The following is a 20,840-nucleotide window of genomic DNA, read 5'->3' as shown; positions in this document are numbered from 1 at the left end:
CAGGCCACGGCCCGTGGTGCGACGAAGCCGCGACCGTCTATCTCGATGTGAAGTGAGGGTTTTTCCGTGAGCGAGCTACAGGTGATTGCGCGGCATACCATCGCGTCGGGCAATGAAGACCGGGTCTATGCGTTGTTGCCCGATCTCATTGCCGGGGCTCGGTCCGAACCAGGCAACCTGGCGTTCGACGCCTACCCTGCACTCGGTGACCGCAGGAACTACGTTCTGTTAGAGCGTTATACCTCCCGTCAGGCGTTCGCTGACCACCGCGAGACACCCCATTTCAAAGACATCATGCTGGGCAAGATCCTGCCGTTGTTAGAACATCGCACCATTGAACAGTATGACGTGGTCGACGACGCGGGATCGGCGTAACCCGGCAACTTGACGTAGAGGTCGGATGGTCGCGACGAGCTCTGGGCGATTAGATCCGAAGCCGTCGTCGCGAGGCAATCTGTGCCATGTCGGCGCTCCTGTGCGAGGTTGCCGCGACGCCTAACGTACGCAAGAGGTAGGCGTTGGGGCATTTACCCCAATTACCTGGGTCAGGTGGGTAATGTGGTGGAGATGGTCGACCACGGCCCAGACGCACTGACCTACAAGGGACGGATGACGCGTGATCGAATCATCACCCGCGCGGCCGAATTAGCGTTGGTGGGCGGGTTTTCTCGGCTCAGTATTGAAAGCATCCGCAAGGCAGCCTTGGTGAGTGGTTCCCAGATGACGCACTATTTTCCGTGCCGCGATGCGTTGATCCGGGCGGTCATCGCACACCAGACCGAGGTAATCCTGCAGTTTCATCGTCAATCCGCGTTGCGGGGCCTAGAGACGTTCGAGGACTTCGACCGCTGGGCGGAGCTGACGTTGCGGTTCGGGCGAAGCAGGAGCCGTCGCGGGGCGGTCCCGCATTACGGTGTGCTGGTGTGTGAAATCGCCACCGACGAACAGGCACGCCGGCTTCTGGCTGATGGCTATCGGCAGTGGCAGGCGGTGCTGAGGGACGGTCTCGAACGCATGGTCAAGCGTAAATATCTGGTGGCCGAGACCGACACCGGGCAGCTGGCGTCGGTGCTGATCGGCTCGCACCAGGGTGCCGATGCCCTCACCCTCGCGCTCGGCCGGTCGTGGCCGGTGCGTGAGGCGCTGGCGTTCGGGCTGAGCTACCTTCACATGTTCGCCACCGACCCAACCCAACGCCGCAGTCACTTACTGGCAGAATATGACCCGTCGGCTCGCCGCCGCCGGTGAGGGCAGAGCCGAGAACGCTCGCCAGATCTGCTGCACTGCACGAGGCTGTCTTCACCTCAGTAGGTCGAGGCGGGGAGCCGATATACCCACTCGGGCATCCAACGGGACACCTGGCCGCGGTCCCCGAGTTCCGTTGTCGAGTCGCGAATCGTTTGCCTCACAACCTCTGTCAACTGTGTACCTGCCCGGACGCCGGAAATGTTACCGACGATACGACGCGACAGTTCTCAGGGCCCCACCGAGTCATCCACATCGTCGGAACATCAGCGGAATAAATCTGCCCATTGCACACTTGGCGCTATGTGGGACAATCAACCCAGTCGGACTTCGACGCGATGGAGTGTCCGCGAGCAGCGACGCTGCTGCGTTATCACCGGGAGGACGACCGCGCATGGGCCACGAGATCGCCCACCCGATCACTGGGCCAGCTGCTGCACGTCCATCACACCAATTACACCCAGGGAGCACCATGGCTGATACTTCACTGCGCCTATCGGCGGGATTCCCCCCAACCAGCAAGTCGCCGACCTACATTCGGTGGGCCGAAGAACTGGGCTACGACGCTGCCTACCTATTCGACACCCCGTTCCAGGGTGACGACGTCTGGGTGCAGCTGCATCGCGCGGCAGAGACAACGTCGCGCATCACGATCGGGCCCGGAGTGCTCATCCCGAGTATGCGCCACCCTCTTGTGAACGCCGCTAACACCATCTCGCTGCACGAGTTGGCCCGCGGTCGTGTCGTCGTGGGATTCGGCACCGGATTCGGTACCCAGGCCGCCATCGGACAGCCCGCCGTCCCATGGGCCTACATGGAGCGCTACATCAACACCTACACCGCGCTGCTGCGCGGCGAAGCCACCAAATGGGACGGTCAGCACATTCAGCTACTCCTGCCCACAGACCTCAAAAAAGTACTGCCACTGCAGGTCCCGCTACTCATCGCCGCACTCGGCCCCCGCGGCAGCCAGGCCGCCACCGCGCTCGGCGCTGACGGTATCATCGGATTTGATCAGCCCAGTGAACATCTCACCGATTACCCACGCTCCATGCTGGTCGTCATGGGCACTGTGCTAGACCCAGGGGAGTCGGCCGCCGATGAGCGGGTCAAAAAGGCCACCCTGCCGCTGTGGGCGTTGATGTACCACATGACCTACAAGATGAAGAGCCGCGACGCCGTCCTTGAGCTGCCCGGCGGGAAAGAATGGCTCGACGTTATCGAAAAGCACCCAGCACATCTGCGGCATCTCGCCGTTCAGACAGGTCATGTGCTGGAAGGCAACGAGGCCGATGAGGCCGCCTGGGACATCGCTGCCGCGCACACCCTTTCGCACGCGACATGGTCACTGCCAGCCGCGGAAATGGGCAAGCGGGTGCGTGCACTCGGCGACCACGGGGTCAGTGAAGTCCAATTCCAAGGCACCGGTCCCGACATGCGTCGAGAGTTGGAGGCCTTCGCCAACGCCGTGCGAGGAACCTAGCCCGCGCCTGCAAGGGATTTGTCGGCCCCGCGCTGACTAGCTGACGACGCGGGCCGCGTATCCCAGCACCAAACGTGCTATTGCTCGTCGCCCACAGTTACGCACGACGCCGCTTCCTGCGACTCGTGCGCCGGGACGTTTGCATCCCCGGGTGGAATGCTGCTCGCCGCGACCACCAGTACCGTGGCGTTAGGATAGGAGCGCGATACCGGCTGCGGTGCAATCGAATTCGTCGGTATGCGCGAATGTTCTTCAGCCTAATGAGTCGAGAAGCTGGTGGCACGCTTTTTCACAACGGCGACACACGGCGGCGCAGACTCGGCAGTGTTCATGGTGTGCCGCATGAAGATCGCACTCGTCGCCGCACGCTTTGCAGGTGATCATGCATGCGTTCAACACAGCGCGGGTGATGTGTACGTCGTATTCGGTGTGACGCGACAGTATGCGTCCGGTCGCCACGCATGTGTCGTCGCAGTCGAGATTGGTACGGATGCATTTTTACGAGGTGCCCAACCTGTTCTTCGCTCAGGCATGCGTCCGCGCAAGCCGTACAGGCTTGAGCACATTCTATGCAGGCTTCGATACATTCGACCAGATTGGCTCTGTCGATACGACCTAGTTCCCGTGGATAGGTCTCCAGCATGTCGCTTACGGTGCTCATCGCGCCATCTCCAATCTGCTGAAGCCGACGATGGCTTATCGTCACACAAGCATATGGGACAGTCAACCCAGTTGAGCGTAGGTGCGTCACGAGTGGGTAGCGAATGAGATCGTGCACAACGACGCATCGTCAACCGGCGATCCAAGATGGAACGGTATCGGCCAGGCTGACGGCAGGGAAGTCGGAGCCGAGGAACATTTCTCGGGTTCAGTCCCCCAGGAGGCGTCGTTTCTGTCGGGCGAATTCTTCGTTGGTCAAGATTCCCGACTCGCGGAGTTCGGCGAGCTTGGTCAGCTCGGCGGCCACCCCGATCCAGGAACCACCCGGCATGATCGGGGGAGGGGTCGAACCCCGATCGACGTGTTCCCGCGAGGGCGCTGGTAGACGACCGGAGCCACGGGTTCCGCCCGTCTGCCAGCCGTTGAGGGCCGTATTCGTCAGTGCAGTCTCGGCCAACAGGCTTGCCGAGGTAGCGGGGTTCGCGTCGGTGCCGCTTGCAGCGGTAAGCGGCAAAGTCATCGCGACGGAACGCATCTGAGGGGCGTTTGCCGCCCAGGCCTGCGGCACCGCAAGTGCGCCCACCAAGGGCGCCCGGCCCGAACTCGCCGATACGGTTGCCGGTTCGGGGCCGGCGCGGCCTGACCGGCTCGAAGGCGGCGGGGCGAACAGCTGGTCGAGTTGGTTCGTGATGCGATTCTCGCTGTTGCCGATCATGTTCTGAGTTTCGAGGATCTGAGCGTTGGCGTTTGTGGCGGAGCCCCAGGCGGCATATCCACCGCTGAGGCTGGTAACAGTAAGGCCGGTATTGATCGGGTTAAGGAAGCTAAGCGGGGTATTGAGGCCGAGAGCTGACAAGATTCCGGACAGTCCCGACACCGACGCAGGGCTCATCGTCGCCGATGGAAGAGGTGATGCCAATCGCTGCAGCACAGTAGGAATCGCCGAGGTCAGTTCAGCCAGGAGGGTGTGGGCGGTCGCGGGGGCCGCAGTGGCGGCCGACGAAAGGCGGCCAGCCTGGCTGGCGAGCCCACCCGCTGGAGCGTGAGCGGCCGGCGACGCGAACGGAGCCAGGCTGGCCGCACTAGCCGAGGTGCTTGCGTAGCTGTACATGGCGGTGGCGTCTTGGGCCCACATCTCAGCGTACTGAGCTTCGGTCGCGGCGATCGCTGCGGTGTTTTGGCCGAGAAGGTTGGTGGTGACCAGGGCGACCAACAGGGTGCGGTTGTCAGCAACCGCCGGCGGCGGAACCGTCATAGCGAACGCCGCTGCGTAGGCGCTAGCCGCCGCTCTCGCCTGAGTTGCTGTTTGCAGGGCCTGTTCGGCGGTGGCGGTAAGCCAATCGATATAGGCTGTTGCGACCACAGCCATCGAATCCGAAGCCGGCCCCAGCCACGGACCGCTAGTCAGATTCGCGAGCACCGATTGATAAGCGGTTGCCGCTGAGTGTAATTCCGCGGCCTGGCCATCCCAGGCGGCGGCGGCGGCCAGCAACGGTCCCGAACCGGGTCCAGAATACATCCGACCCGAATTGACCTCCGGTGGCAATGCGGCGAAATCCATTGCGCAACTCCTTGTTCGGTTGAGCCCAAAAAAACCGCTCAGCGCGGCGGACGTAGGCAGGCGCGCTGACCCGGCTTACTCCGCGGCACGTCGGCGGGCACCGAGCTAGTCAGTGCGAGAAGCGACGACACGCGCGGACTGGCGCCTCTTGCCTCGAGTTACGCGCTGCAGTAAGCATGGGTCAGATATCCCACTATGATAAGTCACGCGGCCTCGCCCCGTCACCTGAGAGCCTCACCAATAGTGGGGTATCTATCCCACTGGCTGTGTGACGACGTGAGGAAGGCTCCGAGATGGTGTTCGGCAATCAGATACGAAGGAGATGAGATGAGTCATAACGCCGCTTTCACCCTGGGGGTCTCGATGATTCCGTTCGTTTCGAACGTCTTCGAGAGCTGGCGTTACGGCGAAGTCGTCACAGTTGACGACCCGTGCGCCGGTAACTCGTTGGGAGTGGGCGACCACTGCCCACCGCGGGCACAACTTCACCGAGCTGCCCCGGATCCGTTCGGAGCGGCCGGCATTCGAATTACACTAGCCGCACATGGTGGATCGCATGCGGGCCGAAGCGCACGTCGGGCGGGCCCATGAACCGGCCGACGGTGACATCGCCTGACACCGACCTTCATTCCCGATATGCCCCGGCCGGGGCTCACCCCGACCCGGACGTCGCGGCGTTCTGTGGAACGATCTCGGGGTAGTACTGGGGGGTTTCGCGTCGGTCAAACATGCCGTAGTCGCGGATGATCCTGACGTGGCGTGCGCGTATCGCGGAGTCGTCGATCTGCTGCGGCGCCGCCGCAGCGTCGCGCCACGATCGCAGCAAAATCGGGTTCCCCGGTTCCAGCACGGCGTCAAACACGTCCCAGGACATCAGCCCATCCGCGTCGGTCCGCAGTCCCAGTGCTGCAGCAATTTCCAGTGCGTGGGATTCCTCGATCGCCATTTCCTCATATGGTGCAAGGGGATTGGTCAGAGTGACCATAGATCCCTCACCGGTTTCGGTGAGATCGAGGCGCTGCTCCTCGAGCCGGTAGCCCGCCGGAACGTGGGTATCGCTGGTGATCTGGCCGACCCGCAGATGGTAGTCAGACAACACCTCCTCGCGGCCTTTGACCTGAACCTCATGATGGCGGGCGCGAGTGCGCCACCGCACCAGCGCTTTCTCGTCGCGCCAGTTCGACAGCGACAGAATCCATCCGGGCCGGGTCAGGCTGCGGTAGCGGATGTTGTCGACGAAACCGTCGATGCCCTCCAACTCCGGCCGCAACATTTTCGCGTAGCCCAGATAGGCGTCGCCTTGTTCGCCGCGGGGGTGAACCTCGAACAGCACGGAGAACATCAGTGGCGGCCTTCCTGGCGCGGGGATTGAACCAACGATGACGCACTGTCTTCGGCGTCATCGGCGAACAGGACTCGGTATTGGCCATAGCCCTCGGAGTCGAGATCCTCGAGAGCGATGAACCGCAACGCCGCCGAGTTGATGCAGTAGCGCAGGCCCCCCTGCTCGGCCGGGCCATCGGGAAAGACATGACCGAGGTGACTGTCGGCGTGGGTGGAGCGGACCTCGGTGCGCACCATGTGATGACTACGGTCGGGTCGCTCAATAACGTGATCGGAGTCCAGGGGCTTGGTAAAACTGGGCCAGCCGCTGCCGCTGTCGAACTTGTCTACCGAGGCAAACAGCGGCTCGCCGGAGACCACATCAACATAGATTCCCGGCTCGTGATTGTCCCAGTACTGCCCGGTGAACGGCTGCTCTGTGCCGTCTTCCTGGGTGACCCGATACTGCTCGGGGCTCAGGGCGCTCACCGCGGCGGGATTCTTGTGGTAATCGGCCATGTCGAGTCCTAACTGTGAAACCGGGCCGACCTGCAGATGCGGCCGAACGACGACAAACACGCCAACGTAACGCAGCTCGGAGTTGGACCCCGCTAGGCACGTTCTCGATCTTACTGGGTTAAGTGTCCCACAGTGAGCGTTTTTGCGCACGTGCCAATAGACAACGACATGCGGTGCGGAATCGCCGTGACTTGCAGGCCGTGACTCACCCCGCCTGCCGACGAGGGCCTCGTTCGTGAACACGTCGGTGGGGCGACCGACCCAGTCGGGCGAGTCAGGTTAAGCTGCATAGTGTGCCCCCGAATGCCGACGCGGCGACGCCAATCACCGAGCGCGGCCGCGCCACCCGTGACCGGATCCTCGGTGCGGCGGCCGAACTGTTACTAACCCAGGGCTCGGAGGGTTTGCGACTAGACAACGTGCGCCACGCTGCATCAGTGAGCGGGTCGCAGCTCACCCACTACTTCGCCGACAAGGACGCACTGGTACGTGCGGTGGTGCAGCGTCAAACCGAGATAGTGCTGGACTTTCATCGCCAGCCCGCCCTCGGCGATCTGGACACCTTCGAGGACTTCGAGCGATGGGTCGAATTGACGCTGAAGTTCAGCCGACGCAAGGCCCGCCATCACGAGATGCCAACCTACGGGGCGCTGGCCGGCCAACTGAGCAAGTACAGCGAGGAGGTTCGCGAACTGCTCGCCGAAGGTTATGACCAGTGGGTCGCGCTGCTGCGGCGAGGGCTGGCGCGGATGAAGAAAGCCGGCGTGCTTATCGACTCTGCCGACCCGACGGCGTTGGCCCACACGATGATCAGCGCCCACGAGGGTGGCTCCATCCTCTCCACCGCCTACGGCGCGTCCTGGCCTGACCGCGAAGCCTTGGATTTCGCGATGAGCCATTTACGCCGATTCGCCGCACATCCTGACGTGCGCCGCCACCCTCGGCATAACCGTGTCAGGACAGCGATCAAGCAGCCCGCCCGTCCCAGCCGATCGGGCTAGACATCACTAGGAAAGCGGAAGTTGGTGTCGGATTCTGCTACCGAACGCACCGTCCACGGTGCGTCCATCACCGTCCTTGACAACGCCGCTGATTAGTTTGCGGCCGCACAAATCGATGGCAGAGTGATCGGCCACCAGCCCACCGGCGTTATCGCGCCAATATCGTGCTGATTGACCACGCTCACACGAACTGGCGTCGCCCGGCCAATCAGCGGCGCGGATGGGCGCGGCGACGGGTCGTTGACACCGGCTGGGTGGCATAGGAGAACACGTGCTGCACAGCGGCGTCGAGGGCATCACGCAGCGGCTTGATGGATCGGGTGGTCTGAGTCAGCAGCGACCCGCCCTGGTGGGCGGCCACCAGCACCCGCGCCAGATGACGCGGATCGGCGTCGGCGCTTAGCTCGCCGCGACGGCGCATCGCGGCCAGCGCACTGCGAAACAGCGCAATCCACTCGTCGTAGGCGGCGCTGATGTCGCCCCAGATCTCCTCATCCGAGGGGGACACCTCAGCGGCCAGCGATCCGAACGTGCAACCCCCGATGCAGTCGATCTCGAGTTGCTTGGCGACATTGAGATCGGCCCAATCCTGCAGAGCCTGAAAAGTGTCCAGCCGCAGCAGCGGCCCTTCGGTGTGAAAAGCAACGACCTCATCGCGGCGCCATGCGATCACGTTGCGCACCAACGCCCGTTTATCATCGAAGTAATGGGTCAGCTGCGAGCCGCTGACGGTCGCCGCTGATCGGACGTCACCGATGGTGGTGTTGCCCAAACCCTGGCGATAAAACAGATCGGCGGCTGCCCCTACGATACGAGCACGCGTGGCGCGACCCTGGGGGGTCGAGGCCACAACGGTGTCATCAGTCTGCATGTGAAAGTCCGGTTGGGAGGGAGAGGGTTCACGTCACTGTCACTTCCTATGGTATCGCCTGAACGCCTCAACACGCCCCCCACCCTGCGCGGAGTGTCCGCATACGCCCTCGCTCACGTCTTGCGCCGAGCGGGCGGCGTTGGCGCACTGGGCCGGAGCTTGGTCTGCGGACTCACCGGGAGCCCTGGAACCGGGATGGGTGCCGACAAAGCCGGTCGAGCCGCGATCCAAGTGGTCAGCCAAGCTATGGATAGTGGGACATATACCCCACTTGGCGGTACGCTGACTCCTGGGCGTCGAACCAGGCATCGGTGACAGTGACGGAGGAATGGGCTGAGGTCGCGCCGGTCATGGGTTCTTCTGGACGGTGGTGCGGGGTTGTCGGCTCGTTGTAGCGTCCGTTTTGGTGAGCCAGCGTTGGGCATCGATGGCGGCGATGCAGCCGCTGGCCGCGGCGGTGATCGCTTGGCGGTATCGCGCATCGATGAGATCGCCTGCGGCGAAGACGCCGTCGGCGGAGGTGTGTGTGCTGCGTGCGTCGACTCGTATGTGTCCGCGCGTGTCGAGGTCGATCAACCCGGCGACGAGCGTGGAGCGTGGTTCTTGTCCGACCGCGACGAATACGCCTGTCACTTCAAGGGTGCGGTGCTCGGAGGTGGTGTTGTGGCGCAGCGAGATTCCGGTGACGTGGTCTGTGCCGAGCACGCAGAGCACTTGTTGGTCTGTCATCGTGGTGACGTTGTGCGCTCGGGCGTGCTCGAGGATGGTGCGGGTTGCCCGAAAGTGCTTGTGCTGGTGTATGACTGTGACGCTGCGGGCGAATCGAGTCAGAAAGATCGCCTCCTCGATCGCGGCCTCACCGCCGCCGATGACGGCGACGTGCTGGTCGCAGAAGTTGGGGCCGTCGAGTTTCGCGGAGATGCTTAGGCCGTGTCCGTGCAGCGCGTCCTCGCCGGGCACCCCGAGTCGCCGGGGTGCGGCGCCCATCGCCAGGATGATCGCGCGTGCATGGTGGGCCGCGGAGCCGATGGTGACTGACTTGGCTGGTCCGTGCAGCGATACCGCGTGGACGTCGCCGTTTCGTAGGTCGGCGCCGAATCGCTGTGCCTGTGTTCGGAATCGGTGCGTCAGCTCAGGTCCTGGGATGCCGCTGGGGAACCCGGGATAGTTATCCACCTCGGTGGTCGTGGTGAGCGCCCCGCCTGCGGTGGCCCCTTCGAAAACGAGTGGCGCTAACTGTGCGCGTGCGGCATAGATGGCGGCGGCGTATCCGGCCGGCCCGGAACCCACAATAATGAGTTCACGAACAGTCGTCGAGCCATCCTGTGTCGAAAGGTTCAGTTCCATAGTCGGGTTGGCGATGTCGTCGCGTTGGTAATGTTCGTGATTCATGTGGTCTTTTACCGGACGCGCTACGTCGGGCTGCGGTTGGCAGGCAACGCGGTAGCCTCGGCAGCCGCTTCTTGGTATCTGCGATCATCTGCGTACATCTGTTCGTCGCGCATGTTCCCTACCTGCGGCGTGGCAACGAACTCCTCGCTGGCTGAAAATCGTGCCAGCGACGATTGGCCCAGTCCGATCGAAACGAGCGGCAGCGTGAACAGTGTGTTGGTGAGGTATCCCAAGGCCACGGCCCACCGGTTGGCGTTGCGGGGGATCGCGTAGAGGTGATAGAGGCGGGTGATGAACTTGGCGGCGAGGCCAGAGAGTTGGATGCCGAGCGGATTGGCCACCGCGAAACCCGGGCCGAGGTCGACAACCGTTCCCAGATCGCGGTGGCGGTACGGGCGAGGGCTGCCGTAGCCGAGGCTGGCGGCTACGTTGCGGGCCAGGGTCTTTCCCTGCCGGTTGGCGTGCTGCGCGGTAGGTGGGGTGATGGTGCCCGGGTTGGTCGCGTCAGGCACAGCGGCGGCGTCACCGCCGGCGAAAACGCCTTCGGCGCCTGGTATTTGGAGATCAGGCCCGACCTTGAGGCGCCCCTTTTCTGTGGGCAACCCGAGAGCGGCGATCAGGGGGCTGGCGACGACCCCGGTGACCCACGCGACGGTGTAGGTATCGATTCGGGTTCCATCGCTGAGGACAACGTGGTCGGATGCGACCTCAGAAAGGGTGACGCCGACACGGATCTGGACACCGCGGCGCCGCAGCACCCGCTCGGCGCGGGCCGCGAGTTCGGCGCCGAGTTCGGGCATCATCCGCCCAGAGCGTTCGACGAGTATCAGTCGGACATCACCCGTGGTGAACCCGAAGTTGTGAACGGCTACCGCACTCATCGCGCACAACTGAGCGATGAGTTCGGTTCCCGAATACGACGCCCCGACGACGACGATCGTCTTGCGCGCCGCTGCGCGCTGCTTGTCGGTGTCGATACGAGCCAGCTCGAACTGCTCAAGAATGTGGTCGCGCAGATATAGGGCCTGCGCAGTCGATTTGAGGCCGCGGCCGTGTTCGGCCAAGCCGGGAATATCGAACAGGCGGCTGATCGATCCCGGGGTCAGCACAAGCCGGTCCCATGACAGTTGGTAGGAGGTGTTCTCCTGGTCGCGACATTGCAGCGTGTGCGCGGGGATGTCGACGGAATCGACGTAGGCCCGAACGATGCGTACCCGCGGCAGCATGTCGATCAAGGGCACAGCGGCGAAGCGTGGATCGATGGCGCCGCCGGCAACCTCGGGCAGTAGAGGGGTGTAGAGCAGGTAGTCGATCGGCGAAATCAACGTCACGGTGTCTGCAGAGCGGTGGTGGTGCAGCAACCGGCTGAGGCGGCGGGCGCATTCGAACCCGGCGAACCCGCTTCCAACGATCAAAACCGACCGTGCCGAGGTGATTTGCTCCGGCTGCGGAGGGTCCGCCGCGCCATCCGCGGTGCGGGTCGAGCGCACGAGATCTCCCTCGGTCGTGGGTGATACGGGCCTCGCTCGGCCGGTTATGCGTCTGCGACGAGTCCTGACCCGCCGATGCCGCGCCGCTAAGCAGTTGGCCCGGCATCACTTCCTGCAAGCCAGCCTGCCGTAGGAACGGGTGAGCGGTCATCACCCGCGCCCCATCCTCACCCGGGTGATCTGAAGACCGGCTGCCCCCAAGCGCGCCCACGCAGTTACAGGATGAGACCTGGAGTTGCGATGATGGGTTGTGGACACGGCGAGTTGGTGCGTCAGCGCCCCGTGGCTGGTAGCAGGTAGGGAAATCTGTCGCTGACTGCGGCGGGGTTGGGGCCTATGCCCGTGCCCAGTGGCGAGTTGGTCAGCAGTGAGAGCATGTTGTCCATCACGTTGTCGCACAGCGATCGGCCGTTGAACCCGGCGTAGTCGAAGGAGGCGACCGTGCCGAGTTCGTAGGGCAACGTGAGCGATCCGAACAACCTCGCGACGCGACGGCCGTATGCCTGAGGGTCATGGGCTGTGCCCGCCGCTGCGGCATATTTACTCACGGTCGACACAATGCTGGAGAAGAACACGGAATTGTCGTCGGATGGCCGGCTCCGGTTGAAGCGCTCGCGCAGGGCATCGCCGCCGAGATAGATGTGGGTAAGCAGGGGGAGCCCCCAGCGGGCTACCTGCTGCTCTGGAGCGTGCCCGTATAGTGACACCGTGGTCCACGCACACACGCGAGTGGTGTTGCTAATCAAGTGATTTGGCACTTCAAGGACAATCGCGGCGATGGTGCGGTCGGCAAAAAAGTTAACCCGATTGCCGAACGCCTCGGGCTTGTAGCTGCCCTGGGCGAACGCAGCCTTGAACGCCTCTAGGGCGCTCGCATCACCGGCGAAGGGGTCGTGGACGATCCCGGCGAAGGCGCGTACGCCATCCTCTCCGCAGACGACCGCATTGGTCTGCCCGCGGGCCACAACGTCTCCGTCCAGGCCGTCGCAGGCGTGATCGGCACGACGGACTTCGAATGTCTGCGCGTGACCGAGATCCGTGCTGCGCGATGGAGTGTGGACAACGTCGCCGAAGTGCACCTTGAACGACACGTCTTCGCCTTGGTCGCCGTCGGTGTCGAAACGGAACGCGTAGATTGCCTCGTGACGAAACGGTGCCGCGGTGTGCGCGTTTGCGGCAGGGTTGACAGTCATCACCATCGCCGATGTCCCCGCGGCGCCGCCTGCGAACAGATAGAAGTCACACAGGTTCAACCGGGGGTCGTGACGGCCGCTTGGGATGTCGAAGTGGTGCGACACAGGCAAACCTCCCAACTGGTCGTCGCGCTAGTTCGTTGCAGCTAGGCTTCTTCCAGGGCCTCGCCAAGTGATCGAAGAGTTTTATTGTGCTGCGCAGTTACCAGCGTATGACCGACTGCAACAGTCATCACAATGGGCCACTCCATGATCCCCACCGCAGCCATCACGCCGAGAACCGCGTAGAACGCCAGATGTTCCTGCGCCGGCAGCCTCAGGAATACTTTGCGAGGTGCCCGCGGCTGCATCTTGCCGTTGGGCTCAACGGTCGCATTAGGTGCCATTCTTGTTACCCCTTGATGGCTTAGGTTCTGCCGGCCGACGCACAACGCACCTCACCGGCACGGTATCCGCCAGTCCGCGCCGCTGCGCCCGGCCGTAACGTCCAGCCGAGCTTTCTTCATCTTCTCGCCGAGTTCGAGGGCCTCGGCCAAGCGGGCGGGCCCCTGGGTCGCCCCGATGAGCTTGCTGATTTTCTCGGTATCGATGGTTTGACCGCCGGCACCCCAACTGCCTTCGGGGATTTCAACAACGATCACATGCAGCCGCATGAGGTACGCCGGCGCTATTCGGATGTCTTCACGCTCGAGCACCGTGCCGTCATCACCGAGTATGTCCACGAAGGCTGCGGCGATGTCCTGCTGCATTTCGTCGCGGCGCCGCTGGGTGAAATAGGATGCCGCCACGAATGCCTCCACGGTCCAAAACACCCTGTCGGGATGCTCTGATAACGGAACCCCGCCGGGATAGCAGTTTTCGATGTCGAGCTCGTTGAAGAAGAAGCCGGTTGCCGCCGTGCCGATTTCGGTGACGGGGTCGATCTCCTGGCGGATCAGGGCGTGTACCAACCGAGGAGCAAGCATGGCCTTTTGCTCAGCGGTCAGCGCTCCCTTGGGGCAGTTGACGCGGATAAACGGCATCTGATTTTCCTCTCCCTCTTACGTCGGTTACCGACGATTGGACGCATGGATCCGGCGCTGCACGCGGCGACGTTGGCGTGACACGGTCTTCGGCTATTCCTCCCCTCCTGGGTGAAGCGAATGTTCTTGGCGTCGTCGCTGGTTGGGCGAATCGGTCAACAAAGCGCGCAGCTGTCGTCGCCCGCGGTTGAGCCGTGAACTCACCGTTCCCTGCTCTGTGCCCGTCATCGCCGCGATCTCTTTGTAGGAGAAGCCGGCGACGTCGGCCAAGTACACGGCGATGCGAAACTGTTCGGGCAGCAGCTGCATTGCCGCCGTGATGTCGGGGTTCGGTAGTGATTCCAATGCCTCCTCTTCGGCCGAGCGCAGGTGGAGCGGCCGGTATGCGGCACCGGTCACGAGTTGTCGGTCGGTGATTTCAGGGGTCGGATACTGCACGGGTTGCCGCTTTTTCTTCCGGTAGCTGTTGATGTAGGTGTTGGTCATGATCCGGTGTAGCCACGCCTTGAGGTTGGTCTCTGGCTGAAAGGTGCGCGCACCGGCATACGCGTTGAGCACCGTCTGTTGCAGCAGATCCTCCGCATCCGCGGGATGGAAGGTCATGCGAAGCGCCTGCCGGTGAAGGGGCTCCAGCAGCGCTATCAGATCGCGTTCAAATACGGTCGCGGCCGTATCACCTGTGGGGCAGGAATGTTCAGCAGATACGCGCGCCACAACAAACCCCCGTTGTCATGATCATCGTTATGGGGTGACCTCGTTGGCGGCGCGCACGAGTCTGAACAAATCTCGCCGCGTGGGGTCTCTGCGGATCACGGGTCCCGGGCCGGCGGCCTACCGCGGCTGGCGAGGCAAAGCGCCTAAGCCAAGCGCAGCGTGGGAGGTCGCTGAGATTGGTGGAAGCGTGGATCGCTGCGACCGCGCCTGCAGCTTGTCGGTGCGCGCTCATCGCATCTTTTCCGTGCTCCCGCTCAGCGAGTCAGCCACCGTCTGCGGTTGCACGCTGATGAGTTCAAGGCCCAGATCACGGACTCGGTCGAGGAGCCCGTACAGTTGTGACTGGTCATGGATTTCGCCGGTGAAAGCGGATTCGGCCGCACCGGCCTCTAGCCGCATCCCCTCCAGTGCCGACCCGAGCCGCTCGCTCAGGTGGCCTCGAACGCAAATCCGGTACATCGTCTGTTCCACCGGCCCTCCGCTCGCCATCCGTCGAACCAGCATTCACCGACGCCGGGTGAGTGGTCATCACCCGGCGACCTAGTTCACCCGGGTGAGCGCAAACGGATGCAGGCGTGGTCAAATCGCATCGGGGTTGGCCGCCATTCCATTGCAAGATCTTTCCTATCCGGGATCGATTGGCGGGCTTCGGTCGCCGTCGATGAGGGTGGCTGCCGGGCCGACGGAAAGGCGCGCCAGCCGGTCAGCGCTTCTTGATCCAGTCTCCTCTGGGAGGTAGCCGTCGGTCTCCTGCGACCAGCACGTAGGCACCGGGGTCGTCGCGAGGGAGCGCGAAAGCGTGGGCTTAGCGCGGCTGTATCGTCCGGCATGCCGACGGCGACTAGGTGAGGGGGGTCTATCGCGAGCGCGGCCAGCGAAAGACTCACCGGGCGGTGTAGGCGGGACCGTCACCGGCCAGCTCAAACGGGATGGACACCGTAGGCTCCGGTGATCCCTGAGAACGCATCTGAATGGGTAGAGTTATCGCGACGCTTCGCAGAACGAGCCCGCTAGGGCGCAGCGACGGATGCTCAAATGCGAGCGCCGCGTGTTGCCGCCCGGCAGCTCAATTCAACGGATGCGCGGAGTCGGGATGTGATCAACTCAGATGAACGTGGCGAGAGTGCCGCCCCTGAGGTCGGTGAAGCCGGTGAGCGGGCTGTTCTGCTGGCGACGAAGCTGCACGTTCCGGCCGTGCGGGGCCAGCTCGTTCACCGGACCGGCCTGTTGGATGCGCTTTCGGCGGGACGCGGCAAACTCACGGTGCTGAGCGCGCCCGCGGGTTGGGGCAAGACGGCATTGGTTGCGCAGTGGGTCTTGGGTGCAGATGAGGACCAGGGGTTCGGCTGGCTGTCACTTGATTCTTCCGACAACGACCCGGTGTGGTTTTGGATGTATGTGATCGCCGCACTTCAGAAGGTTAGTCCTGGGGTCGGGAATCGTGCGCTGGAACTGCTGCAGATGGGCGCAGACCCGCTGCTGGTCGCTCTTCCAAGCTTGTTGAATGAACTCGTCACGATCGACAAACAGGTGGTGCTCATTCTCGATGACTACCACCTGGTGGTCAGCCGAGCGGTTCATGAGCAGCTGACATTCGTCATTGACCGGATGCCGACGAATTTTCACCTGGTGGTGACCACCCGCTCGGACCCGATGTTGCCCTTAGCGCGGCTGAGGGCCAGCGGCGACCTTCTCGAGCTGCGCACTGATGATTTGCGTTTCCACGCCACTGAGGTCGATCAGCTGCTCAACGACGTCCTCGGACTGGATTTGGCCGACGCGGAAATCCAACTTCTGTGCCAACGCACCGAGGGGTGGGCCGCCGGCCTGTATTTGGCCGCCCTCTCGCTTGCCGGGCGTACTGATGCCGCCGCGTTCATCAAGACATTCGCCGGGGACAACCGCCATATCGTCGACTATTTGATGGCCGAGGTACTCGACAGTCAACCGCCGCACCTGCGCAGCTTCATGCTGCGCACCTCGATCCTGGGCAGGCTCAGCGGTGCGCTGTGCGACGCGGTGCTGCAAGCCACCGGATCGGCCGCCGTCTTGGAGGAGATGGAACGCGAGAACCTGTTTTTGGTGCCCCTGGATCTGACACGTCGCTGGTATCGCTATCACCAGCTGTTCGCAGAGTTACTGCGCACCGAGCTGCAGCGAAGCGAGCCCGATCTCGTGCAGGATCTACATCGACGAGCCGCTGCTTGGTGCGAGGCCGAAGGCCTGGTTGATGAGGCGCTGCACCACCTGGTTGCCGGCGGTGACATCACGGCAAGTGCGGATCTCATCGCCGCGGACTGGGTCGTCGAATTCAGCGGAGGCGGCCTGTCAACAGTGTCTCGCTGGCTCGATCTCCTTGCCTACGAGACGGTTTCACATGATCCGCGGCTGGGCGTGGCCCGCGCCTGGATCGCCCTGACCCTGGGCCACCTCGATGACGCCGCCGGCTGGATCCAGACCGTCGAGACCGCATCCGAAACCGCTAGCGCAGACGCTGGCAGCATCGGGGCTCAAGTCGTCGTCTTGCGCGCGTTTCACTCGTTCAAGACCGGCGACATCGCTGCGGCACTGGAGGCGGGTCGCCGAGCGATCACCCTCGACCTCGACGGCGCGCCGCTGGGCCAGTCGGGGGCCTACTGCGTTTATGGCTCTGCGTTGTACTTTTCGGGCAGCCCCGACGAGGCACAAGCCACCTTTCGGCGCGCTGTACAGCTGGCCGAGCAGGCCGGTGATCGGCGCGCCCGCATCTACGCGCTGGGCTACCTGGCGCTGATCTTGGCAGAACAAGGTAAGCTCGCTGACGCCGAACATCAGATCCGCCGGGCTTCCGGCAGCCGCCGCGACCTGACGCAGGCCGAGCACTTTGTGGACGTAATGGTCTCGCTTGCAACGGCTACCGTCCTCGACCTACGTGGCGACGCCGGTGCTGCGCTGGACGCAGCCGACATGGCCGTGGCGTCCGCGCGCCAGGGTGGGGGAGTCCTCGAGATGGCCAAGGCACTAGCGACTCGGGCCGCGGTCCTCGAGCACCTCGGCGATTACCAGACCGCGCAGGCGAGCCAAAACGAGGCCGACGCGCTGCTTCGCCTCCGTGCGGATGCTGCCATCTCCCAGACGCTGCGGGCTGAAAGTGCCGGCGGCACAGTCGCTTTGGGTCACGCGGGGCACCTCGGCGAGGAGCTCACGGCCAAGGAGCTTGACGTCCTTCGCCTGCTAGCAACCCGGTTGTCGCGACGTGAGATCGGCCAGCGGCTGTATGTCTCGCTCAACACGGTAAAGACACACCAGCGAGCGGTGTACCGCAAACTCGGGGTAGAGGAACGTAGCGCAGCGGTCAAGCGAGCACGGGAACTCGGCTTGTTGTAGCCCGGTCGCTCCGGGGTCCCTTGCGGAGCCGTCGCGCCAGCCGGAATCGGCCTGCGCGGCGACGACAAATCTCATGGTTGTTGGATTAGGACGGCGACGACGCTGGTAATCAACCCGAACAGGATATGAAGTCCGAGCGCGATCGGGACAGGATTGAGCTTCGCGACCTCACGAGAGGCCGGGTGAATCGCGCCGATACCGACATAGTTGATGAGCCAGATCGCTACGCCGGCCACCAGACCGGTTGCGAGGTAGGCGTGCGTGAAGTTCTGGGCGAGTAGGACGATGGCAACACCAAATACCGCCGAGAGAACGATGTGCAAGGCCACACCAACCAAAGTGGCGACTCCAAACGATCTCGCATTTTCGCGTCTGGGTCCCAGAATGATCCCGCCGATGGTGTTGGGCAGCGTCCACAAACCCCGGCCGCTCGTTGCGCCGTAGGCCATGCTCAGCGCGGCAATGGCGAGTCCGCCGACAATGCCACCAATAGCGCCAGCGAAGTACCCGTTCATGCCTTCCTCCTTGTTTTAAGACGAGTCGCCAAGGCCGCGCCTCGTTGAAGGTGCACCCGTTCTAATGCGGACCTGAGCCGCTCGCTGATTCCGCGGCCAAGACAGGTCCGGTCTCCCGCCGGTGGCACTAACCCCGCGCTCGCCATCTGCTGATCGAGCATCCACCGACGGCGGGTGAATGGTCATCACCCACCGAACGAGTCCGCCCGGGTGAGCGCAAACAGATTCAAGCGCGATCACCTGGCATGGTTAGCGTGCCGGGCCACCCTCGGCGCGATAGCGCACGACCGGGCGGGGGTCTCGATTGGCGGCGATGGCTATCGCCAACGGCTTTTAACGTGCCCCCGCGCTGACCGGGTGAGGTGTCGATCTGATCGGTCGGTGATTGGTAGAGAACGCCATCGGTCAACTCAATGTCGAACAACTCCGCGTCGACCGGTGGCCACTCCCACCGTCCCGATTCACCAGACTGCACCAAATATTTCTCGTGTCGATCTATCACCGGGGTGAATGACGAAGTGGGCGAACCCTGGCACAACGACCGGGCTCCGCCACCGAGGGTGCCGGGCAGTCGTTCAGCTCGTCACGATCGGATTGCCCCGATCGCCCCTTGCTCTGCGGTCGTGTTGGTCGAGAGCTGCGCCGCAGATTCGTTTCCCTCGTTGTTCTTTCACCCGGGTGAATTGCCCGCGCGGATGAGGACAACTCACCCCCGGCGCCGCGATAGTGGTCGCTGATCTCAGATGCGACCGCCCCCGGCCTGGACCGATTGCGGCGCCAACCGAGGCGGTGACCGTTCGGGACGGCCCTTGCGGTGCAACGAAATCCGCAGGAACGGAGACTGCATGTCAAATGATGGGGCCGCACCCGTGTTCACAACGCGGCACGGAAGGTATCGAGCGACCGACATTGCGGCTCTCGTCGCGCGGTACGGTCTGGTCATAGTTCTCGCCTGGTTCGGCGCGATGAAGTTCACTTACTACGAGTCGCACGGTGTTTCACCACTGGTCGCCAACAGCCCGTTCCTAGGTTGGGTCTACCACGTCATGTCCATCAGCGACTTTGGTCGAGTGCTTGGCTCAGCCGAACTCATTACTGCAGCGTTACTGGGGGTCAAACCATGGTGGCCGAAGGCGTCCGTCCTGGGCGGCGTGTTCGCCTGCCTGTTTTTCGTGGGCACGCTCAGTTTCATGGTCACCACCCCCGGCATCGGCGAGGCATCGGCCGGCGGCTTTCCCGTCTTGTCGGCGAACGGCGAGTTCTTAATGAAGGACATCGCGATCCTCGGCTTAGCACTGTGGCTGCTCGCCGACGCGATCGACGCGGCCCGCAAACCGACACCGCTCGCACAAGCCGCCTGACCTTTCCCGGTCAGGACGTCCCGTCCGACGTGCAAGTCACCGTCGTGCGATGCCCGGGTGATCGATTGCCGCGCGCACCAAACGCGAACAACGCTTCGCGCCGAATGGCCCAATCACCCGGGTGAATAGGGGTTCGGGGTGATGACAGCTCACCCTGCCTGGCTGCAGTGTCATAACAAGCAGATCCCGGCAGGTATGTGGACCCAGTGCCGGATGTCGCGGCCAAGGCTGTGTGTCTTATCGACTGGATCGAGAAGAGGTGTGGCCGAGCTTTCTAGTCGTCAAGAAGAACCAGGAAGGGAACCCGGATATGCACTTTGACGCGAAAAAGGTTGTTGTTGTCGGCGGCAGTGCCGGCATGGGACGCCAGGTCGCGGTCGATGTCGTCCAACACGGCGGCAGCGCGGTGATCATCGGACGCTCGAAAGATCGCGTCGACGAGACCGTCACTGAGCTGGAAAGCCAGCATGGTCGGGCGTGGGGTATCACCGCCGAGTTGACTGATCGCGCTGGTGTCGCAGACGTGCAGCGCGCGCTGTCCGAGCAGCACAGCGATGCGACCCTGCTTGTCAACGCGGCCGGGTTCTTCATCCCTAAGCCATTTCTCGACTACGACGCGGAGTTCTACGACTCCTATATGGACCTGAACTATGCGCTGTTCTTCCTGACGCAGACCGTCGTGCAGGGCATGATCGCCAAGGGTGAGGGCGGCTCTATCGTCAACATCGGCAGCATGTGGGCCCACCAGGCCATCGGCCTGACCCCGTCGTCTGCTTACTCGATGCAGAAGGCCGGGCTGCATGCGTTGACCCACAACCTCGCTATCGAACTGGCCGGACACAAGATTCGCGTCAACGCGGTGGCGCCGGCCGTCGTCAAGACCCCGCTGTATGAAGGGTTCATCCCCAAGGACGACATCGACGCCACGCTTGCCACCTTCGCGCCACTTCACCCGTTGGGGCGAGTCGGCACCCCCGCCGACGTCGCCGGCGCTGTTGTCTATCTGCTTTCTGAGCAGGCCAGTTGGGTCACCGGCACGATCCTCAACGTCGATGGCGGCATCATGGCGGGCCGCAACTAGCACGATCGGAGCTGCTGGGATTCCGCTGACATTGCCAGCAGAT

The 20,840-nt window shown here is 63.3% G+C and carries 19 protein-coding genes and 2 pseudogenes; 8 read left to right on the top strand and 13 right to left on the bottom strand.

Annotated features, from left to right (window positions below; translation table 11 throughout):
* Window positions 1-66 precede the first annotated feature (66 nt).
* The 3 genes from ACEL92_RS19115 to ACEL92_RS19105 all read left to right on the top strand — a co-directional run bounded on the left by ACEL92_RS19115 (window position 67) and on the right by ACEL92_RS19105 (window position 2,728).
* Window positions 67-375 (top strand): putative quinol monooxygenase, encoded by a 309-nt coding sequence (locus ACEL92_RS19115; protein WP_374022251.1) that lies wholly within the window; start codon window positions 67-69, stop codon window positions 373-375.
* 183 nt (window positions 376-558) lie between these two features.
* Window positions 559-1,248 (top strand): TetR/AcrR family transcriptional regulator, encoded by a 690-nt coding sequence (locus ACEL92_RS19110; RefSeq protein WP_374022250.1) that lies wholly within the window; start codon window positions 559-561, stop codon window positions 1,246-1,248.
* Window positions 1,249-1,717: 469 nt separating this feature from the next.
* Entirely contained in the window at window positions 1,718-2,728 is a 1,011-nt protein-coding gene (locus ACEL92_RS19105) for an LLM class flavin-dependent oxidoreductase (protein WP_374022249.1), read from the top strand.
* A gap of 252 nt (window positions 2,729-2,980) precedes the next feature.
* Here the strand turns inward: ACEL92_RS19105 and ACEL92_RS19100 are convergent.
* A pseudogene (locus tag ACEL92_RS19100) lies at window positions 2,981-3,389 on the bottom strand (four-helix bundle copper-binding protein).
* A gap of 207 nt (window positions 3,390-3,596) precedes the next feature.
* Complete coding sequence (locus ACEL92_RS19095) at window positions 3,597-4,949, bottom strand: PPE domain-containing protein (protein WP_374022248.1); 1,353 nt, start codon at window positions 4,947-4,949, stop codon at window positions 3,597-3,599.
* Between the two features lie 336 nt (window positions 4,950-5,285).
* Here ACEL92_RS19095 and ACEL92_RS19090 point away from each other — a divergent pair.
* Window positions 5,286-5,565: pseudogene (locus ACEL92_RS19090) on the top strand (cytochrome ubiquinol oxidase subunit I); the annotation flags it as partial.
* Window positions 5,566-5,601: 36 nt separating this feature from the next.
* Here the strand turns inward: ACEL92_RS19090 and ACEL92_RS19085 are convergent.
* Both ACEL92_RS19085 and msrB read right to left on the bottom strand, forming a co-directional pair.
* Window positions 5,602-6,291 (bottom strand): antibiotic biosynthesis monooxygenase, encoded by a 690-nt coding sequence (locus ACEL92_RS19085; protein ID WP_374022247.1) that lies wholly within the window; start codon window positions 6,289-6,291, stop codon window positions 5,602-5,604.
* The gene (gene msrB / locus ACEL92_RS19080; RefSeq protein ID WP_374022246.1) at window positions 6,291-6,791 is read right to left on the bottom strand and encodes a peptide-methionine (R)-S-oxide reductase MsrB; all 501 of its coding nucleotides are present in this window, start codon (window positions 6,789-6,791) and stop codon (window positions 6,291-6,293) included. The genes ACEL92_RS19085 and msrB overlap by 1 nt, the downstream gene beginning before the upstream one ends.
* A gap of 293 nt (window positions 6,792-7,084) precedes the next feature.
* Here msrB and ACEL92_RS19075 point away from each other — a divergent pair, with 293 nt between their 5' ends.
* Window positions 7,085-7,792, top strand: a complete 708-nt coding sequence (locus tag ACEL92_RS19075; protein WP_374022245.1) for a TetR/AcrR family transcriptional regulator — start codon at window positions 7,085-7,087, stop codon at window positions 7,790-7,792.
* Window positions 7,793-8,000: 208 nt separating this feature from the next.
* On the opposite strand, the gene ACEL92_RS19070 is transcribed toward ACEL92_RS19075, so the two are convergent.
* The 8 genes from ACEL92_RS19070 to ACEL92_RS19035 form a co-directional block, all read right to left on the bottom strand.
* Entirely contained in the window at window positions 8,001-8,663 is a 663-nt protein-coding gene (locus ACEL92_RS19070; protein WP_374022244.1) for a TetR/AcrR family transcriptional regulator, read from the bottom strand.
* 348 nt (window positions 8,664-9,011) lie between these two features.
* Window positions 9,012-10,010: an NAD(P)/FAD-dependent oxidoreductase gene (locus ACEL92_RS19065; protein ID WP_374026277.1), complete on the bottom strand. Its 999-nt coding sequence runs from the start codon at window positions 10,008-10,010 to the stop codon at window positions 9,012-9,014.
* 65 nt (window positions 10,011-10,075) lie between these two features.
* Window positions 10,076-11,470 (bottom strand): NAD(P)/FAD-dependent oxidoreductase, encoded by a 1,395-nt coding sequence (locus ACEL92_RS19060; protein WP_374026276.1) that lies wholly within the window; start codon window positions 11,468-11,470, stop codon window positions 10,076-10,078.
* A gap of 347 nt (window positions 11,471-11,817) precedes the next feature.
* Window positions 11,818-12,843 carry a DUF4331 family protein gene (locus ACEL92_RS19055; protein ID WP_374022243.1) on the bottom strand — a complete coding sequence of 342 codons (1,026 nt, stop codon included), beginning with the start codon at window positions 12,841-12,843 and terminating at the stop codon, window positions 11,818-11,820.
* Window positions 12,844-12,884: 41 nt separating this feature from the next.
* Complete coding sequence (locus ACEL92_RS19050; RefSeq protein WP_374022242.1) at window positions 12,885-13,124, bottom strand: hypothetical protein; 240 nt, start codon at window positions 13,122-13,124, stop codon at window positions 12,885-12,887.
* A gap of 51 nt (window positions 13,125-13,175) precedes the next feature.
* Window positions 13,176-13,760, bottom strand: coding sequence for a hypothetical protein (locus ACEL92_RS19045; RefSeq protein ID WP_374022241.1), 585 nt, complete (start codon window positions 13,758-13,760; stop codon window positions 13,176-13,178).
* Window positions 13,761-13,853: 93 nt separating this feature from the next.
* Window positions 13,854-14,474 (bottom strand): sigma-70 family RNA polymerase sigma factor, encoded by a 621-nt coding sequence (locus ACEL92_RS19040; RefSeq protein ID WP_374022240.1) that lies wholly within the window; start codon window positions 14,472-14,474, stop codon window positions 13,854-13,856.
* A 228-nt stretch (window positions 14,475-14,702) separates the two neighbouring features.
* On the bottom strand, window positions 14,703-14,945 hold the full coding sequence (locus ACEL92_RS19035) for a hypothetical protein (protein ID WP_374022239.1): 243 nt from the start codon (window positions 14,943-14,945) through the stop codon (window positions 14,703-14,705).
* 624 nt (window positions 14,946-15,569) lie between these two features.
* Here ACEL92_RS19035 and ACEL92_RS19030 point away from each other — a divergent pair.
* Window positions 15,570-17,840 carry a LuxR C-terminal-related transcriptional regulator gene (locus ACEL92_RS19030; protein WP_374022238.1) on the top strand — a complete coding sequence of 757 codons (2,271 nt, stop codon included), beginning with the start codon at window positions 15,570-15,572 and terminating at the stop codon, window positions 17,838-17,840.
* Between the two features lie 71 nt (window positions 17,841-17,911).
* On the opposite strand, the gene ACEL92_RS19025 is transcribed toward ACEL92_RS19030, so the two are convergent.
* Window positions 17,912-18,355, bottom strand: coding sequence for a hypothetical protein (locus tag ACEL92_RS19025; protein WP_374022237.1), 444 nt, complete (start codon window positions 18,353-18,355; stop codon window positions 17,912-17,914).
* Window positions 18,356-19,200: 845 nt separating this feature from the next.
* Here ACEL92_RS19025 and ACEL92_RS19020 point away from each other — a divergent pair.
* Window positions 19,201-19,716, top strand: a complete 516-nt coding sequence (locus ACEL92_RS19020; RefSeq protein WP_374026275.1) for a YkgB family protein — start codon at window positions 19,201-19,203, stop codon at window positions 19,714-19,716.
* Between the two features lie 310 nt (window positions 19,717-20,026).
* Window positions 20,027-20,797 (top strand): SDR family NAD(P)-dependent oxidoreductase, encoded by a 771-nt coding sequence (locus ACEL92_RS19015; protein WP_374026274.1) that lies wholly within the window; start codon window positions 20,027-20,029, stop codon window positions 20,795-20,797.
* Window positions 20,798-20,840 lie beyond the last annotated feature (43 nt).

The organism is Mycobacterium hainanense (assembly GCF_041890355.1).
In the GTDB taxonomy this organism is placed as follows: Bacteria; Actinomycetota; Actinomycetes; order Mycobacteriales; family Mycobacteriaceae; genus Mycobacterium; species Mycobacterium hainanense.
This window is presented reverse-complemented; position numbering and strand designations above follow the sequence as displayed.

Coding starts and splice junctions, on each gene's coding strand:
- ACEL92_RS19050 (WP_374022242.1), bottom strand. CDS start 13,124: ATGGCACCTAATGCGACCGTTGAGCCCAACGGCAAGATGCAGCCGCGG.
- ACEL92_RS19020 (WP_374026275.1), top strand. CDS start 19,201: ATGTCAAATGATGGGGCCGCACCCGTGTTCACAACGCGGCACGGAAGG.
- msrB (WP_374022246.1), bottom strand. CDS start 6,791: ATGGCCGATTACCACAAGAATCCCGCCGCGGTGAGCGCCCTGAGCCCC.
- ACEL92_RS19045 (WP_374022241.1), bottom strand. CDS start 13,760: ATGCCGTTTATCCGCGTCAACTGCCCCAAGGGAGCGCTGACCGCTGAG.
- ACEL92_RS19095 (WP_374022248.1), bottom strand. CDS start 4,949: ATGGATTTCGCCGCATTGCCACCGGAGGTCAATTCGGGTCGGATGTAT.
- ACEL92_RS19085 (WP_374022247.1), bottom strand. CDS start 6,291: ATGTTCTCCGTGCTGTTCGAGGTTCACCCCCGCGGCGAACAAGGCGAC.
- ACEL92_RS19105 (WP_374022249.1), top strand. CDS start 1,718: ATGGCTGATACTTCACTGCGCCTATCGGCGGGATTCCCCCCAACCAGC.
- ACEL92_RS19025 (WP_374022237.1), bottom strand. CDS start 18,355: ATGAACGGGTACTTCGCTGGCGCTATTGGTGGCATTGTCGGCGGACTC.
- ACEL92_RS19065 (WP_374026277.1), bottom strand. CDS start 10,010: ATGGAACTGAACCTTTCGACACAGGATGGCTCGACGACTGTTCGTGAA.
- ACEL92_RS19015 (WP_374026274.1), top strand. CDS start 20,027: ATGCACTTTGACGCGAAAAAGGTTGTTGTTGTCGGCGGCAGTGCCGGC.
- ACEL92_RS19070 (WP_374022244.1), bottom strand. CDS start 8,663: ATGCAGACTGATGACACCGTTGTGGCCTCGACCCCCCAGGGTCGCGCC.